Origin of the sequence: Pseudomonas sp. MWU12-2319, assembly GCF_023242525.1 — a bacterium.
Lineage (GTDB): Bacteria > Pseudomonadota > Gammaproteobacteria > Pseudomonadales > Pseudomonadaceae > Aquipseudomonas > Aquipseudomonas gingeri_D.
Genome location: NZ_JALJES010000002.1, coordinates 35,589 through 51,229, shown reverse-complemented (window position 1 = coordinate 51,229; position 15,641 = coordinate 35,589). Strand labels below are relative to the sequence as shown.

The window sequence follows — 15,641 nt, the reverse complement described above, 5'->3', positions numbered from 1 at the left end:
CGGGTTCGGGATCGGGCTGTTCAAGCACTGGCCGCGCGCTCCAGCCATCGGCCGAGCAGCGGGGCAAGTTCAGCCAGCGGCTGGTAGCCATTGGTCAGCAGCGCCAACTGGCCATTACGTTCGGCCAGCAGGGTCGGGAAGCCGGCAATCCCCAGGTCCTGGACCCAGGTGAAATCGGCCGCGGTGGCCGCGTGTTGCTCGGCCGTGTCGAAGGCGCCGGCAAACTCGATGCGCGGCAAACCGGCTTGCTCCGCCAGCTCCACCAGCACGCTGGCTTGGGTGACATCCCGACCCTCGACATAAAAGGCCCGCTGGATCAGCCCCACCAGCGTCCACGCACAGTCCGGCGCCAGGCTACGCGCGGTGATCACGGCGCGGCAGGCAGGCTCGGTGTCGTAGATGAAACCGTCAGGCAAGGCGCCGTCGAGCTTGAACGGTTGGCCGGTGGTCTCGGTGACCGCCTGCCAGTGCTCCATGATATAGCGCCGGGTGGTCGGCTCCAGCGCGGCGCCGCTGCCGGTGCGCAGGCCGCCCATCACCAGGTGCAGTTCGACCCCCGCCGCCTGGGCCTGCTTGACCAGTGCCTCGGCCACCGGGGCAAATCCCCAGCACCAGGAACACATCGGGTCCATCACATACAGCAGGCGCGCGGACATGGCTCAGCCCTCGGAAGATTGACGATAGTTGTAACCGATCGGGTGCGGCTGGTTGCGCGCCTTGGCCAGTTCGATCTGTTTCTGGCGGTCAATGGCGCTACGACGGGTTTTCTCGCTCAAGGTGTCCCAGCAATGCGGGCAACTGATCCCGGCCACGTAGTGCTCCGAGGCACGCTCCTCGACGCTGATCGGCGTACGACAGGCATGGCATTGATCGTAGTCGCCTTCGCTCAGGTCATGGCGCACGGTGACGCGGTTGTCGAAGACAAAGCAGTCGCCCTGCCACTTGCTCTGCTCCTGGGGTACCTCTTCGAGGTACTTGAGGATCCCGCCCTTGAGGTGATAGACCTCGTCGAACCCCTGGCTGAGCATGTAGCTGGAGGCCTTCTCGCAGCGAATGCCGCCGGTGCAGAACATCGCGACCTTCTTGTGTCTGGCCGGGTCGAAATGGGCTTTGATGTAGTCGGGAAATTCGCGAAAACTGGTGGTTTTCGGGTCGATGGCGCCTTCGAAGGTACCGATCGAAACTTCATAATCGTTGCGGGTGTCGATCAGCAACACTTCCGGGTCGGCGATCAACGCATTCCAGTTCTGTGGATCGACATAGGTGCCGACCTGCTTGTTCGGGTCCACGCCCTCGACCCCCAGGGTGACGATTTCCTTCTTCAGCTTGACCTTGGTCCGATAGAACGGCTGGTCGTCGCAATAGGATTCCTTGTGGTCGATGTCGATCATCCGCGGATCCAGCTTGAGCCAGGCGAGCAGGCCGTCGATGCCTTCGCGGCTACCGGAAACCGTACCGTTGATGCCTTCTTCGGCGATCAGCAGGGTGCCTTTGATACCGTTGTCGACCATCGCCTGCAGCAGTGGCTCGCGCAGGGCAACGTAATCTTCCAGGGTGACGAACTTATAAAGTGCCGCCACGACTATGGGTTGAGTCATGGGTGATTCTCTCCAGGTGGCTGCCCTCGCAAAGGGCGAACCGGATGCAAAAAAAACGCGCCGACAGTGCGGCGCGTTGCGGATTCTAGCAAAAAAACACCGGTCAAAAAACCAGCATCAATGCCCTCCGCCGGCGCAGACCGGCGATGCCGGGGCCACGCCGATTTTCACCCACTCTTCAGGGGTGTAGGTATGCAGGGCCAACGCATGGAATTCACTCATCAGGTCACCCAGGGCGGCATAGACCTTCTGGTGGCGCTTGACGCTGTTCAACCCGGCAAACTGTGCGCTGACCAGCACCGCCTTGAAGTGGGTCTGCAACCCACGGCTGTGCATATGGCTCTCGTCCAGGACTTGCAGGTGCTCGGGTTGCAGGGCGCCCAGTGCGGTTTCGATACGTTGCTGCATGCTCATTCCAGGCTCCGCTTACGGCTTTTTCTTGACCGCGGGTGCCGGCGCCTTGGGCGTCAGCTCGTTGGTCATGTCTTCCAGCAGCTTGTTCACCACCGGTACTGCGCTTTCCAGTTTGGCCTGGGTCATCTGGGCCGATTGCTGGGTCAGTTGCGGCATTTTTTCCAGGACTTTCTTGCCCAGTGGCGACTGGTAGAACGCGACCAGGTCCTTGAGTTCGGATTCGCTGAAGTTGTCGGTGTAGAGTTTGAGCATGTCAGGCTTGAGCTTGTTCCAGCCGATGGCCTGGTCCAGGGCGGCGTTGGCCTTGGCCTGGTAGGTGTCGAGCAACGGCTTTTTCGAGGCCGGTGCCTGGGTCTGCTCGAAGCGCTGGGCAAACATTTGCTGTACTTGCGCGTAGACCGGGGTGCCCAGCTTGTCGGCGTGGGCCAACGTCAGGAAAGCCTCGGCACTGGCGTTGTGGCTGGCGGTATCGGCGAAAACCTGGCCGCTGGCGCATACCAGAGCAACCGCGGTACAGATGGCACGAAGACGGGTCATCGAGTTTCCTTTCTAAACAGGCGAGGTAAAACCCCAAGGGCATCCATTCTGCGCCTAACAAAGTGTGTCACTCAACCCCGCGGCCAATGCTCGGGTGTCCGATGGTCGCGAAGAGAGTAAAACCTGGAAGGGAACCCACGCGTTCGATCAGGACCTAAACTGCGCTAACCCGCCATCAGGAGTGAAACCGAATGAGTCGCATCGAAACCGACAGCCTTGGCCAGGTAAACGTACCGGAAGAGGCCTACTGGGGCGCCCAGACCCAGCGTTCGCTGATCAACTTCGCCATCGGCACGGAAAAAATGCCCCTGGCGGTCATGCACGCCCTGGCGTTGATCAAGAAGGCCGCGGCCCGGGTCAACAACCGCAATGGCGACCTGCCCGCCGATATCGCCCGGCTGATCGAGCAGGCCGCCGACGAAGTGCTCGCCGGCGAACATGACGACCAGTTCCCGCTAGCGGTCTGGCAGACCGGCAGCGGCACCCAGAGCAATATGAACGCCAACGAAGTGATTGCCGGGCGGGCCAATGAGCTGGCCGGCAAGGGCCGCGGCGGCAAGCTGCCAGTACACCCCAACGATCACGTCAATCGCTCCCAGAGCTCCAACGACTGCTTCCCCACCGCCATGCACATCGCCGCCGTCCAGGCGGTGTACCAGCAGTTGCTGCCGGCAATCGCCGAGTTGTCCGGCGGACTGGCGGAACTGGCGGCGCGCCATATGAAGCTGGTGAAGACCGGGCGCACCCATATGATGGATGCCACGCCGATCACCTTCGGCCAGGAGGTTTCGGCCTATATCGCGCAACTGAACTACGCCGAGCGGGCGATTCGCGCGGCCTTGCCGGCGGTCTGCGAACTGGCCCAGGGCGGCACCGCCGTCGGCACCGGGCTGAATGCGCCCCATGGTTTTGCCGAGGCGGTTGCCGCCGAACTCGCGGCGTTGTCCGGCTTGCCGTTTATCAGCGCGCCGAACAAATTCGCCGCCCTGGCCGGCCATGAGCCCCTGACCACCCTCTCCGGCGCCCTGAAAACCCTCGCCGTGGCCCTGATGAAAATCGCCAACGACCTGCGCCTGCTGGGTTCCGGGCCGCGTGCCGGATTTGCCGAGGTGAAGTTGCCGGCCAACGAACCGGGCAGTTCAATCATGCCCGGCAAGGTCAACCCGACCCAGTGCGAGGCGCTATCGATGCTGGCCTGCCAGGTCATGGGCAATGACGTGACGATCGGCTTTGCCGCCAGCCAGGGTCACTTGCAGTTGAATGTGTTCAAGCCGGTGATCATCCATAACCTGCTGCAGTCGATCCGACTGCTCGGCGATGGTTGCAGCAACTTCCAGCAGCATTGCATCGCCGGGCTGGAACCCGACCCGGTGCAGATGGCCGCGCACCTGGAGCGTGGCCTGATGCTGGTGACGGCGCTGAATCCGCATATCGGCTACGACAAGTCGGCCCAGATCGCCAAGAAGGCCTACAGCGAAAACCTCACCTTGCGTGAAGCGGCGCTGGCCCTCGGCTACCTGACCGACGCCGAGTTCGACGCCTGGGTCCGGCCGGAAAACATGCTTGAATCCGGCAAGAACGGCTGACGTCGAGCGTTAATTTGCCATCAAACGCACCCGCCGGGCCTTGAGCCCGGCCATCAGCGACGGCCCCAACGCCACCAGCGCCGAGCCCAGCACCACCAGCAACGCGCCGCCATACCCCAGGCCATTGATATCTTCGGGCTGTACGAAGCCGGGCCACAGCCAGGCCGCCAGGGCCACCGCGGCAAAGGTCACCAGCGGCGTGATCGCCAGGGTCGCACTGACCCGCGAGGCTTCCCAGTGCGCCAGGGCCTCGGCAAAGGCACCGTAGGCCACCAGGGTATTGAGGCAACAACCGAGCAACAACCAGCCCTGCAACGGACTCAGTTGCAGGACTTCGCTCGGGTGCACCCAGGGCGTGAGCAACAAGGCACAAAACAGGTAGATCACCATCATCACCTGCAACGAATTCCATACCGTCAGCAATTGCTTCTGGCTCAAGGCATAAAAGGTCCAGACCGTGGACGCCAGCAACACCATCAATACCCCGGCGGTGTAAGTCCCCAGGGAGGTCAGCAACTCTTCCAGGCGCTGATTGAAAAACAGCCCGAAGCCGAACAGCAGCACCAGCAAGCCGAGCCCCTGCCCCAGGCTGAAGCGCTCCTTGAACACGAACAGGCTGGCGATCAACAGGAAAATCGGCCCCATCTGCACCACCAACTGCGCGGTGCCCGGACTGAGGCGGTTCAAGCCCATGAGGTAAAGCACGTAGTTGCCCACCAGGCCGAGCACCGCCATCAGCACCAGCCAGCCGCCTCGTGGCCCGAGGACATGCCGGCTCGGCAACCGCCGGGTCGCCGCCAGGTACACGAACAGAAAGCCCCCCGACACAATCAACCGGCACCAGGTCACGGTCACCGGGTCCATCACCTGCAATACCTGCTTGAGCTTGATCGGCAAAATGCCCCAGAGCACGGCGGTCAACAGCGCCAGGAACAGGCCATAGCCCCAGCGACCGGATGAGATATGCATGAAGAGTCCTACGGACGTATGGGGGAAGTCGCCATTCTAGGCCTTGCCAGGTCGGCAACACAGCCGGGGAAGACAGCCCGATACGACCTTGAGCATGCCAGAAACGCCGCCAATAAACTGGCCATGACCATTGATCGGAGGATCAGGTGAGCTATCTTCATAAGTTTTATGCTAGATTTCTGACAGCTACGCTCACCAGCGAGATTTCGCCATGTTCGGCAAACGCGCACAAGACAGCACCGAGGCCATACATTTTCGCAGTGGCCGAGTGACGACCATCAACGGATTGTTTTTTTTCAGCACTCGGGAAAACACACTGGAAGGGCCGTTCTTTACTCGCACCGATGCCGAGCGCGAAACCCAGCTGTATGTAAAACGCATGCAGCGGGCCAATGCCATCCAGGCCAGCCAGACCCTGTAGCAACAGGGTCTGGTCCAGGTTCAGAGCAACGCTTCGAACAACCCCGTCGCCCCCATCCCACCGCCCACGCACATGGTGACGATGCCATAACGCAACTTGCGTCGTTGCAGCTCACGCACCAGGTGCCCGACCTGGCGCGAGCCGGTCATGCCGAAGGGATGGCCGATGGAAATCGAACCGCCGTTGACGTTGTACCTGTCGTTGTCGATGCCCAACCGATCACGGCTGTACAGGCACTGCGAGGCGAACGCTTCGTTCAACTCCCACAGATCGATATCCGCCACGCTCAGGCCCCTGGCCTTGAGCAGCCGTGGCACCGAGAACACCGGGCCGATGCCCATTTCGTCCGGTTCACAACCGGCCACGGCAAAACCACGGAACAAGGCCTTGGGCGTCAGCCCCAGTTCCAGGGCTTTTTCCAGGCTCATCACCAGGGTCATCGAAGCGCCGTCGGACAGTTGTGACGAGTTGCCCGCGGTCACCGAACCGTCTTCGGCAAACACCGGCTTCAAACCGGCCAGGCTTTGCAATGTGGTGTCCGGGCGATTGCAGTCATCACGCTCCACCACGCCTTGCAGATGCTGGATCTGCCCGCTGGCCTTGTCTTCAACCGCATAGGTTACGGCCATGGGCACGATTTCATCGTCGAACAAACCGGCGGCCTGGGCGGCGGCCGTGCGCTGCTGGCTTTGCAACGCATACTGATCCTGCTGCTCACGACTGACACCGTAGCGTCGGGCGACGATCTCGGCGGTCTGGCCCATGGGGAAATAGATCCCCGGCACCTGCTCCTTGAGCAGCGGGTTGATCAGGTTGTCGGTGTTGACGCTTTTCATCGTCAGGCTGATGGACTCGACGCCACCGGCAACGATGATCTCACTGCAACCGGATGCGATCTGGTTGGCGGCAATGGCAATCGCCTGCAACCCCGAGGAGCAGAAGCGATTGAGGGTCATGCCGGCGGTGCCGGTGCCCAGCTTCGACAACACCGCGACATTACGCCCGATGTTGTAGCCCTGGGCCCCCTCGTTGGAGCCGGCGCCGACGATGCAATCCTCGACGCTGGCCGGGTCTATGCCGTTGCGGCTGAGCAAGGCGTTGACGCAATGGGCCGCCATGTCATCCGGCCGGGTCTGGTTGAATTTGCCGCGAAAGGACTTGGCCAGGCCAGTCCGCACGCTGTCGACGATCACCACTTCACGCATGACCCACCTCGTTGATTGTTGTTGTCGGTTGGAAGGATCGAGCGAGCATAAGCCCACCCGATTCCCGACCGCGACAATCATTCATCCGGCGTATGCGCGGCCATCGTCCTACTTCGACTTACCCTTCTTCCCATATGCTTCGAAGGCGTCCTCGATGGCCCGGTTGATCGTGCGCAGCACCTTGACCCGGGCCCAGCGCTTGTCATTGGCTTCCACCAGCGTCCAGGGCGACACTTCGGTGCTGGTACGGTCGACCATATCGCCGATGGCATCGCGGTACAGCTCCCATTTCTCGCGGTTGCGCCAATCGTCTTCGGTGATCTTGAAGCGCTTGAACGGAATTTCTTCGCGAGCCTGGAAACGCTCCAATTGGGTTTGTTTATCGATGGCCAGCCAGAACTTCACCACGATCACTCCGGCCTCGCTCAGTTGCTCCTCGAAATCGTTGATTTCACTGTAGGCACGCATCCAGTCGGCCTGGCTGCAGAAGCCTTCAATCCGTTCTACCAATACACGGCCATACCAGGAACGGTCGAACACGGTGAACTTGCCACGCGGCGGGATATGCCGCCAGAACCGCCAGAGGTACGGCTGGGCACGTTCGTCCTCGGTCGGCGCGGCGATGGGGACGATACGGTACTGCCGTGGATCGAGCGCCGCGGCGACCCGGCGGATCGCTCCGCCCTTGCCCGCCGCATCATTGCCTTCGAACACCGCCACCAGCGCGTGCCGACGCATGCGCTTGTCCCGCAGCAGACCGGCCAGCCGCGCCTGTTCGGTAATCAGTTGTTCTTCATAGTCGTCCTTGTCCAGGTGCTGACTCAGGTCAAGGCTGTCCAGCAGACTGAGTTCGTCCACCCCCGACTGCAGCGGTGCGGCATTGGTCGGGCGCGGCTTGGCGTCCTTGGTCTTGAGCGCCGTCTGCAAGCCTTCGAGCAGGATCTTGCCCACGGTCAGGCTGCGGTAATGCGGATCGACACCTTCGATCACATGCCAGGGTGCATAGTCGTTGCTGGTACGACGCAGCACCCGCTCACCGAAATGCACGAACTTGTCGTAAGTCTCCGACTGCTGCCAATCCAGCGGGCTGATGCGCCAGCTGTGCAGGGGATCATCCTGGAGAGATTTGAGGCGGGCCTTCATCTGTTTCTTGGACAGGTGGAACCAGAACTTGAAGATCAGCGCACCTTCGTCGCAGAGCATGCGCTCCAGGCGCTCGGCGCCATTGATCGCCTGGTCCAGCACCGCGTCCTTGAAATGGCCGTGCACCCGTCCCTGCAACATCTGGCTGTACCAGTTGCCGAAGAACACCCCCATGCGCCCCTTGGCTGGCAACTGCCGCCAATAACGCCAGGCCGGTGGCCGGGCCAGTTCTTCATCGGTCTGCTGGTCGAAGGTGCGGACCTCGATCAGACGCGGGTCCATCCATTCATTGAGCAGCTTGACCGTCTCGCCCTTGCCCGCCCCTTCAATGCCATTGATCAGCACAATGACCGGAAAGCGCTTTTGCTGCTGGAGTTCGAACTGCGCCTCCAGCAAGGCTTCGCGCAAGGCCGGGACTTCGGCGTCGTAGGTTTCTTTGTCGATGGCGTGACCGATTTCGGCGGATTCAAACATGGGCGACTCCCTTCCAAGATAGAGCAAGACTAACGGATCGGACCACGCTGTGTGGCGGGAAATCCCCAGGCCTTGCCGTGGATCAATCCAGCGCCCGGCAATGGGCTAGAATAGCCGCCTTGTTGCCGTCGAGTGCCCCCATGACCCGCGTATCGCCCACTCCTCCCAGCCACGCCCAGATCGACTGGGATGATCAAGGTCGCCCGCACTCGCGGGTCTTCGACGACGTGTATTTCTCCGACCAGTCGGGCCTGGACGAAACCCGCTACGTCTTTATCGAGCAAAATCGTCTGAAAGAGCGTTTCGAGGCCCTCGGGCCGAACGAGCGGCTGGTGATCGGCGAAACCGGCTTCGGCACCGGACTGAATTTCCTCTGCGCCTGGCAGTTGTTCGAAACCTGTGCGGTAGCGGGCGCCCGACTGCATTTCGTCAGCGTGGAAAAGTACCCACTGAGCCGCGCCGACCTGCAACGCGCCCTCAGCCTCTGGCCCGAACTGGCGACGTTCAGCGCGCAATTGCTCGGGCAGTATGTCGCCATTCACCAGGGCTTCCAGCGCCTGCTGCTGGACAATGGCCGGGTGACCCTGACCCTGCTGGTCGGCGATGCCCTGGAACAGTTGCCGCAACTGGATGCCCGGATCGACGCCTGGTTCCTCGATGGCTTTGCCCCGGCGAAAAATCCCGAGATGTGGACACCCGAACTGTTCGCCGAACTGGCGCGACTGGCGGCCCCCGGCGCGACCCTGAGCACCTTCACCAGCACCGGCTGGGTCCGTCGCTCGTTGAATGCCGCGGGCTTCAAGATGCGCCGCACGCCGGGCATCGGCCATAAATGGGAAATCCTGCGGGGCGAATTTATCGGCTGGCCCGAAGACACCGCCGAACCGCCGCAGGCCAAGCCCTGGTTCTCCCGCCCACGACCGCCCGGCGGCGAACGCCGGGCCCTGGTGATCGGCGGCGGCCTGGCCGGTTGTGCCAGCGCGGCGAGCCTCGCCACCCGTGGCTGGCAGGTCTGCCTGCTGGAGCGCCACGATGCCCTGGCCCGGGAAGCCTCGGGCAACCCGCAAGGCGTCCTCTACCTCAAGCTGTCGGCCCATGGCACCGCGCTGTCGCAACTGATCCTCAGCGGTTTCGGGCATACCCGGCGCTTGCTCGAGCAGTTGCACAAAGGCCTCGACTGGGACGACTGCGGCGTCTTGCAACTGGCCTTCGATGAGAAAGAGGCCGAGCGCCAGGCCCAATTGGCCAAGGCCTTCAGCCCCGAGTTGCTGCAGGTCCTCGATCAAGCCCAGGCCCAGGCCCGTGCTGGCGTGGCCCTCGAACACGGTGGACTGTTCTTTCCGGAAGGCGGCTGGGTTCATCCGCCGGCCTTGTGCCAGTGGCAGGCCGACCACCCGAACATTGAAGTGCGTGCCCATAGCGACGCCGTCGAACTGCGCCAGGTCGACGGCCAATGGCAGGCGTGGGCCGCCGACACCCTGCTGGGCGGCGCCCCGGTGGTGATCCTTGCCGGCGCCGCCGAAGTGAAACGCTTCGCCGCCAGCGCCACGCTGCCGCTCAAGCGCATTCGCGGGCAGATCACTCGCCTGGCGCAGACCGCCGGCAGCGCCGCCTTGCACACCGTGGTCTGCGCCGAAGGTTATGTCGCGCCGGCACGCCTGGGTGAACATACCCTGGGAGCCAGCTTCGATTTCAAGAGCGAAGACCTGACTCCCACCACGGCGGAGCATATCGGCAACCTGGCATTGCTACAGGACATCTCGCCCGACCTGGCCCTGCGCTTGAACGCCGCGGGCTTGGCTCCAGAACAACTGCAAGGCCGGGCCGCCTTTCGCTGCACCAGCGCCGATTACCTGCCGATCGTCGGGCCGCTGGCGGACCCGCAAGCGTTCGCCGAGGCCTACGGCATCCTGGCCCGGGATGCCCGGCAGGTGCCACAGGTCCCCTGCCCCTGGCTCGAGGGCCTGTATATCAACAGCGGCCACGGCTCCCGTGGTCTGATCAGCGCACCGCTTTCGGGTGAGCTGCTGGCGGCGTGGCTGGAGAACGAACCGTTGCCGCTGCCCCGCAGCATTGCCGAGGCCTGTCATCCGAATCGTTTCGCCTTGCGCGCCCTGATTCGCGGCACGGTCAAGCCTCGGACGAACGCCTGAACCGGCGCCCCGACCAGACATCAGAGCGGGGCGGGATGCTCATCCAGTTCGTACTGGGTCAGCCCTTCGAGAAAACGTTGCTCCTCGGCGAGGCGGCTCTCCATCAACATCGACAAACTTCGGGAATACCTGTCGCTGAGCATCTCCGGGGAATTGTTCAGCAGTTGTTCCTCCTGCTCATGAAACGGCCTGTTGAAGAGGGCGAAATCCCGTGGGTACTTCTTCCTCAGGTAGTCGATCCAGAAATCGCGCGAAGCAATAAAGGTCTTCATGGCCGCTGTCGCCTCAGCCTGCCGTATGCGACCGCGGGCTTCCAGGATCTGCTCTTCGCTGACACCGGCAATGGATCTGAAGAACATCTCCTTCGGCTGCCCGGGCAAATACAGCGAACGTCCCAGGCCGATCCGATAGGCCAGATTCACTTCGATCTCATCCACCATACCGGCTGAAGGCCGCTCGGGCTGCTCGTACAGCGCCTTGACATGCTCCCGGGCAATCTCATCGATACGTTCCAGGCGAAACAGGCCCCGCGCCAACTTCAGCAACTCCGTCGGCTCACTACTCCTGAGCGCCAGAAACCGGGCCCTGGCCAGCAACATCCGGACTTCCAGGTGACTGAAGTTGCGTGCGGCGCTGTCCACACAGGTCAACGGATCGGCCGCCAGGTCGAACAGCTCACGCCGCAACGTGGCGTTCTCGGCGGCTTCCGCCAGCACCTCCCAGACGCGTCGCGTCAAGTCGGCGCGAGTCTTCTGATATTCCGCGCTGCTGCCCAGGCGTCCCAACAACGCGAACAGTTCCCCGGAGCCCTCCTCTTGCCGCAAGTCATGCCACAGGTCGCGCAGGTTGTCGCGGCGCTCGCCGTCCTCGATATCGGCCAGCCAACGCTGACGCGCACTGTAGTCATCCAACGCCAACTCGGTATCGGGAATGCCGAAGGTAATGCCGGTGCGCGCCCGATAGGCGGCCAACAGGTTCTGGTGATACTCCGACAAGGGGTTGTTACGCAGAATGATCCGCCGATTGATCGGCGAAGGTGCCGTGTAGATCGCGTTCGGCACAACCTGAATCCGGTTGTCACGCAGATCCGCCTCGTACAGGCGAACCCGCGTCAACAGGCCCACTGGCAAACCGTCGATACCTGTCCCGCGCAGATGCAGGCGGCGTAAACGCGGCATCAGGCCAACATCCAGCAAGCTGACATCGAAGTTGCCGTTCAGGTTCAGGGTTTCAAGATCGTGCAAACCCGACAGCACACCGACGGCGTTCGGCGTCAGGGTGATCTGGTTATCCTGCAGATACAGCTCCCTGAGCCGGCTCATATCGGCAATCGCATTCGGCAGGTACTCCAGCCGATTGTTATTCAACTCCAGCAGGCGCAGGTTGGGAAAACGCTCGAGAAAACCTTCTGGGATCCGACTGATTCTCATGTTCTTCAGCGAAAGCTCGGTGACATGATCAAAACTGATACCGGTGGGCAAACTTGGCAGGCTGTCGACGCGCAAGCCCGCCAGGCTCAGGCTGTGACCGATGGCCGCGCCATTTTCGTTGTAGGTAGCCGGTGTCTGCCGTCGCCAGCAACGCTCGATGATCTCGGCCGCCTGTTCACGGCTCTCGGCCATGCCTCCCAACCAGGCATGCGCCCTCACCGTCTGCCCTCCTCGCCAATCGGCCAGGGTCGAGCGCAGTTGCCGGAGCTCCTCTTCGAGCGCCTGGAGCCGAGCTCTGACCTCAAGAGGATCATCGCCAAAAGAAAAATAGAGATTGCGCGCCTCCGCCTCGCAAAGGTCTGGATACAGCCGGGTCAACCGGCGTAACCCGCGTCGCGAGCCATGGACAATGCCACGCCTGACACGCAGGCAACCGCCCATATCGCTGTCGCGCCATGTCGGCGAACGCGTTCCTGGCTTGCGTGGCGGCAGGCCGAGTGTCTCTTCGAGCTCAGCCCGTGGACGCAGCAGGATCTTGGACATCAGCAACTGGTGCAGCAAGTCGGCCTCGCCCAGCTTGACCCCCATCGCCTCGCGCTCGCTCACCCGCAAGCCGCTCAACACCGCCGAGCTCAGGGCCTGGGGCCCATTGACCTGCGGCCCCAGGCTCAGGCCCTCATTATCAAAGGCTTGATAGCCCTGTGCAGTCCTGACCAGAACCCGGCGCCGGGGCAAGTCGTCATCGCCCATCTTGAACAACAGGCGTCCGTCGAAGCGCTCCTGACGAATCTCCCAGCGCACATCCGCCGGCCACCCAACCATCGTTTTCAGGAGGGGCAGCTGCAACCTGGCGCCATCCAGATCGCCCGTTTTCTTGAGAAAACCACCGTCCAGCGCGTGATTGACTCGAATCTCACGCCTGCTTTCGCCGGCCTTTTCAATCAATTCCAAGGGCAGACGCCCGCCAAGGCTCAAGCGCCCTTTCAGCACGTCGTCCGTCTGTCCCAGGATTTCACGCAAGACCCCGTCCGGTAAATCGGCAAAGCCTTGCCTGAGGCTCATCGGCAAGCCGACATTGGTCACGCAGCACAAACGGTAGAGGCGCTGGAACACCGTGGGGCGCTGTTCGCGTACATGGGTGCGCAGCAGCCCTTCCAGAAGCGCCGACGTCTGGTCGGGATCCGCCCCCGGACCGAGCAGCATCCGCTGCTCCTGGAGTGTCAGTTTGTCCAGGACCATCGCCAATCCATCCGCCTCGATGTCCCTGGAGCGGAGCATGAGCCGCATCGGTTGCGTTGTCAGATCCGCCCCGTACTCCTTGAGCGGCTTGCCTGCATCGTCCAGCAACATGAGCGTGCGATTCCGGGGCCAGCTCTCGAGGCTGGGCAGAATCTGCAGCTTCAGGTCGAGCACACGTGCCGCGGCCGATCTCGGCGCGGTGGACGGCACCAGCAGCCAGCTCAATTCATTGTCCAACCTGAAGCGCTGTATCGAGTCCATCAGGGAAGCCGGGAGCTTGGCATTATTCATATGCAGGCGACGCAATAGCGATTCGTCGAGTCGATGAATCGACAGGATCTCCTCGAGGTTTTTATCACTCAAAAACCGCACGTCAGGCCCCAGGCGACGCAGCAGGTGAACCGGATCGTGCCACTGTAAAGGCCATTCGTGAGCCAGCCTCCAGGCCCCGGCGCCATTGTGCTCAAGCCAGGGTTCGTAAGCCGACCCACGGTTCGGATGGCACAGACGCCAGGCCCCGGAAGCCTTATCCCGGTAGGCCCGGTAAGGCTCGCCGGCGATATCCAGATAACGGTGTCCATCGCCAGCATCGTCCCCCAGGTAAAAACCTTCAGGGTCCAGCCCTCTTTCCTCCAGTTCGGGGACATCATGGCGATAGGCGCGCAGGTCGGCCTGCCACAGCCGGTAGCGACCATCGCTCGACTTGATCGGCAGCAGGCTGTCAAAAAAGTCCGAGGGCCGCTGAAAAAAACCTTTGAGGGCCTTGCTCCCCCAGTGCATGACCACACCCAGGGCCACCATCGTCGCAATGTCCTCGGCCACCGACATCATGTGCGAGATCGCTTCGTCACGCTCACCGCGCCGCCAATCCTCATAGCCCTCATAGGTCTCCGCCAACAGTTGCCCGACCGCCACCCCCATCATCAGCAAACCCAGCCAGGGGTTGGCGAAGGCGGCCAGGTTGAGCAAGGTCATGCCCAGACCCAACAGCGACTGCCTCCTGGCCTCGCGGGCAGCCTCGTCAACATCTTCGGTCGGGACCGCCACGACCCGCCCATCGTCCTGAAGCCGCAGGATCTGTTGTCGATAGAGGTGAAAAAACAACTCGCCGCTCAGCAACTCCAGCTTCAACGATAAATCGGCAGACGGATTCAGGGACTTGGTGAAGTTTCCATAGGCATCCCGGGTCTCAAGGGTCAGGCGCCCCCTCAACTGCGACAGGAACCTCGGCAGATCGCGCTGGCTGACAAAACCACAGAAGAACGCTTCATACGAGGGCTGCCAAAGACGGCTACGCAGTTCGGCGTGGAATGCCGCGAGCGAGGCATAGAGTTTGAAGCGGGTGAGTGGATCATTGGGAATATGCACCAGTACCCGATCCTTCATCGCAGCCGTTTCGCTCGCTGGCACATTCTGCAGCGTGAACAGACAAATACCCGGTAACGAAACACCCAGCACTTTCAATCCATTGACCACCATCCTTGAGCCATCCGGGGCAACGGCGATATTCCATTCGATCAACTTGCAGATCTGTTGATGGGCAATCTGATCGATGTCTTTTTTCATGTAAGCGATATAGGCATCCACCAGCATATCGGCTTTCTTTTGCTGGACGATGGCGGACTCAATGCGAAACTCGTCGTCATCCGCCGACTCCCCCTCACTTCCCTGGAGATGAAAAGCCTGGCACAGGTGATGCTGATAGACCCGGCCCAGATCAAGCTGGCGCACCAGTTCGACGAAATCCTCCAGGCTGACTTTTGGCACCCGCTTCGGGTCGCCACTCAGGCTTATATGGGATTTTGGAGGGAGGCGTTCGTCCGCCTCGAAGTTCTGCAACGCGGCCTCCAGCAAACTGCGGCTGGTATAGGTCATCGGAAAGACTTGAGACGACTCGATGGGATAGCGCAGTGACGGCCATCGATCGGCAATTTTCACGTGGTCCCGGTAGATATCCAGGCCCGGCCCGAATCGACTCAGCAACGCGTGCTCCAGAACCGACGCGCAAAACTCCCGGACGGGTTTCAGGTCCTTGAACCGCTCGGACAGTTCCTCCTTGAAAAAAAGACTGCGCCGCAGGTGCTCGCGCAGGCGCGCGATATCTTCGGGGCGGGCCGCCAACAACCAGGGCGGAGCATGGGCATTGATCACATCTTCGTTTTCGCTTTGCTCGTCCAGGGCAGACGGCACAAAACTGGGAATAGCTGACATTTCAAATATCCTTTTTTAAAAGCCCGCCGCCGCGACTGATCAGGGCAGACAAAGGCCCCAGGCCGTTATCCGCCAAGGCCTGGGCCACTCGCGCTCCGGCAAATTGCGCCAGGGGCTGACAATGCTCGAGTGCCGCGTCCATTTCCATCGAGGGTATCAGTCTGCCGAAGCTTGAAACGCTCAAAAAATCTATTATTTATCAGTAAGTTAAATCAAAAATAAAAATCCTTTCGGATAGCCGGATAACACCTCTGCGCGCAA

The 15,641-nt window shown here is 61.7% G+C and carries 11 protein-coding genes; 3 read left to right on the top strand and 8 right to left on the bottom strand.

Features of this window, described 5'->3' with window-relative positions:
• Positions 1-20: 20 nt before the first annotated feature.
• The 4 genes from M5C01_RS02975 to M5C01_RS02960 form a co-directional block, all read right to left on the bottom strand.
• The gene (locus M5C01_RS02975) at positions 21-623 is read right to left on the bottom strand and encodes a DsbA family protein (protein ID WP_177100248.1); all 603 of its coding nucleotides are present in this window, start codon (positions 621-623) and stop codon (positions 21-23) included.
• A gap of 36 nt (positions 624-659) precedes the next feature.
• Positions 660-1,598, bottom strand: a complete 939-nt coding sequence (locus M5C01_RS02970) for a rhodanese-related sulfurtransferase (RefSeq protein WP_152737263.1) — start codon at positions 1,596-1,598, stop codon at positions 660-662.
• Between the two features lie 117 nt (positions 1,599-1,715).
• The gene (locus M5C01_RS02965) at positions 1,716-2,012 is read right to left on the bottom strand and encodes a BolA family protein (protein WP_100939074.1); all 297 of its coding nucleotides are present in this window, start codon (positions 2,010-2,012) and stop codon (positions 1,716-1,718) included.
• A 12-nt stretch (positions 2,013-2,024) separates the two neighbouring features.
• Positions 2,025-2,549 (bottom strand): DUF2059 domain-containing protein, encoded by a 525-nt coding sequence (locus tag M5C01_RS02960; protein WP_103495908.1) that lies wholly within the window; start codon positions 2,547-2,549, stop codon positions 2,025-2,027.
• Positions 2,550-2,740: 191 nt separating this feature from the next.
• Here M5C01_RS02960 and M5C01_RS02955 point away from each other — a divergent pair, with 191 nt between their 5' ends.
• On the top strand, positions 2,741-4,135 hold the full coding sequence (locus M5C01_RS02955; protein ID WP_152737262.1) for a class II fumarate hydratase: 1,395 nt from the start codon (positions 2,741-2,743) through the stop codon (positions 4,133-4,135).
• Between the two features lie 9 nt (positions 4,136-4,144).
• On the opposite strand, the gene M5C01_RS02950 is transcribed toward M5C01_RS02955, so the two are convergent.
• On the bottom strand, positions 4,145-5,104 hold the full coding sequence (locus M5C01_RS02950; protein ID WP_103495910.1) for a DMT family transporter: 960 nt from the start codon (positions 5,102-5,104) through the stop codon (positions 4,145-4,147).
• Between the two features lie 211 nt (positions 5,105-5,315).
• Between M5C01_RS02950 and M5C01_RS02945 the strand changes: the two genes are divergently transcribed.
• Positions 5,316-5,525 carry a DUF6316 family protein gene (locus tag M5C01_RS02945; protein WP_152737261.1) on the top strand — a complete coding sequence of 70 codons (210 nt, stop codon included), beginning with the start codon at positions 5,316-5,318 and terminating at the stop codon, positions 5,523-5,525.
• 20 nt (positions 5,526-5,545) lie between these two features.
• On the opposite strand, the gene M5C01_RS02940 is transcribed toward M5C01_RS02945, so the two are convergent.
• Positions 5,546-6,730, bottom strand: a complete 1,185-nt coding sequence (locus M5C01_RS02940) for an acetyl-CoA C-acyltransferase (protein WP_152737260.1) — start codon at positions 6,728-6,730, stop codon at positions 5,546-5,548.
• 108 nt (positions 6,731-6,838) lie between these two features.
• On the bottom strand, positions 6,839-8,347 hold the full coding sequence (pap, locus tag M5C01_RS02935; RefSeq protein WP_103495913.1) for a polyphosphate:AMP phosphotransferase: 1,509 nt from the start codon (positions 8,345-8,347) through the stop codon (positions 6,839-6,841).
• Positions 8,348-8,487: 140 nt separating this feature from the next.
• Between pap and mnmC the strand changes: the two genes are divergently transcribed.
• Positions 8,488-10,500 carry a bifunctional tRNA (5-methylaminomethyl-2-thiouridine)(34)-methyltransferase MnmD/FAD-dependent 5-carboxymethylaminomethyl-2-thiouridine(34) oxidoreductase MnmC gene (gene mnmC / locus M5C01_RS02930; protein WP_152737259.1) on the top strand — a complete coding sequence of 671 codons (2,013 nt, stop codon included), beginning with the start codon at positions 8,488-8,490 and terminating at the stop codon, positions 10,498-10,500.
• A gap of 20 nt (positions 10,501-10,520) precedes the next feature.
• Here the strand turns inward: mnmC and M5C01_RS02925 are convergent, their stop codons facing one another.
• On the bottom strand, positions 10,521-15,380 hold the full coding sequence (locus tag M5C01_RS02925; RefSeq protein WP_248764279.1) for an NEL-type E3 ubiquitin ligase domain-containing protein: 4,860 nt from the start codon (positions 15,378-15,380) through the stop codon (positions 10,521-10,523).
• Positions 15,381-15,641 lie beyond the last annotated feature (261 nt).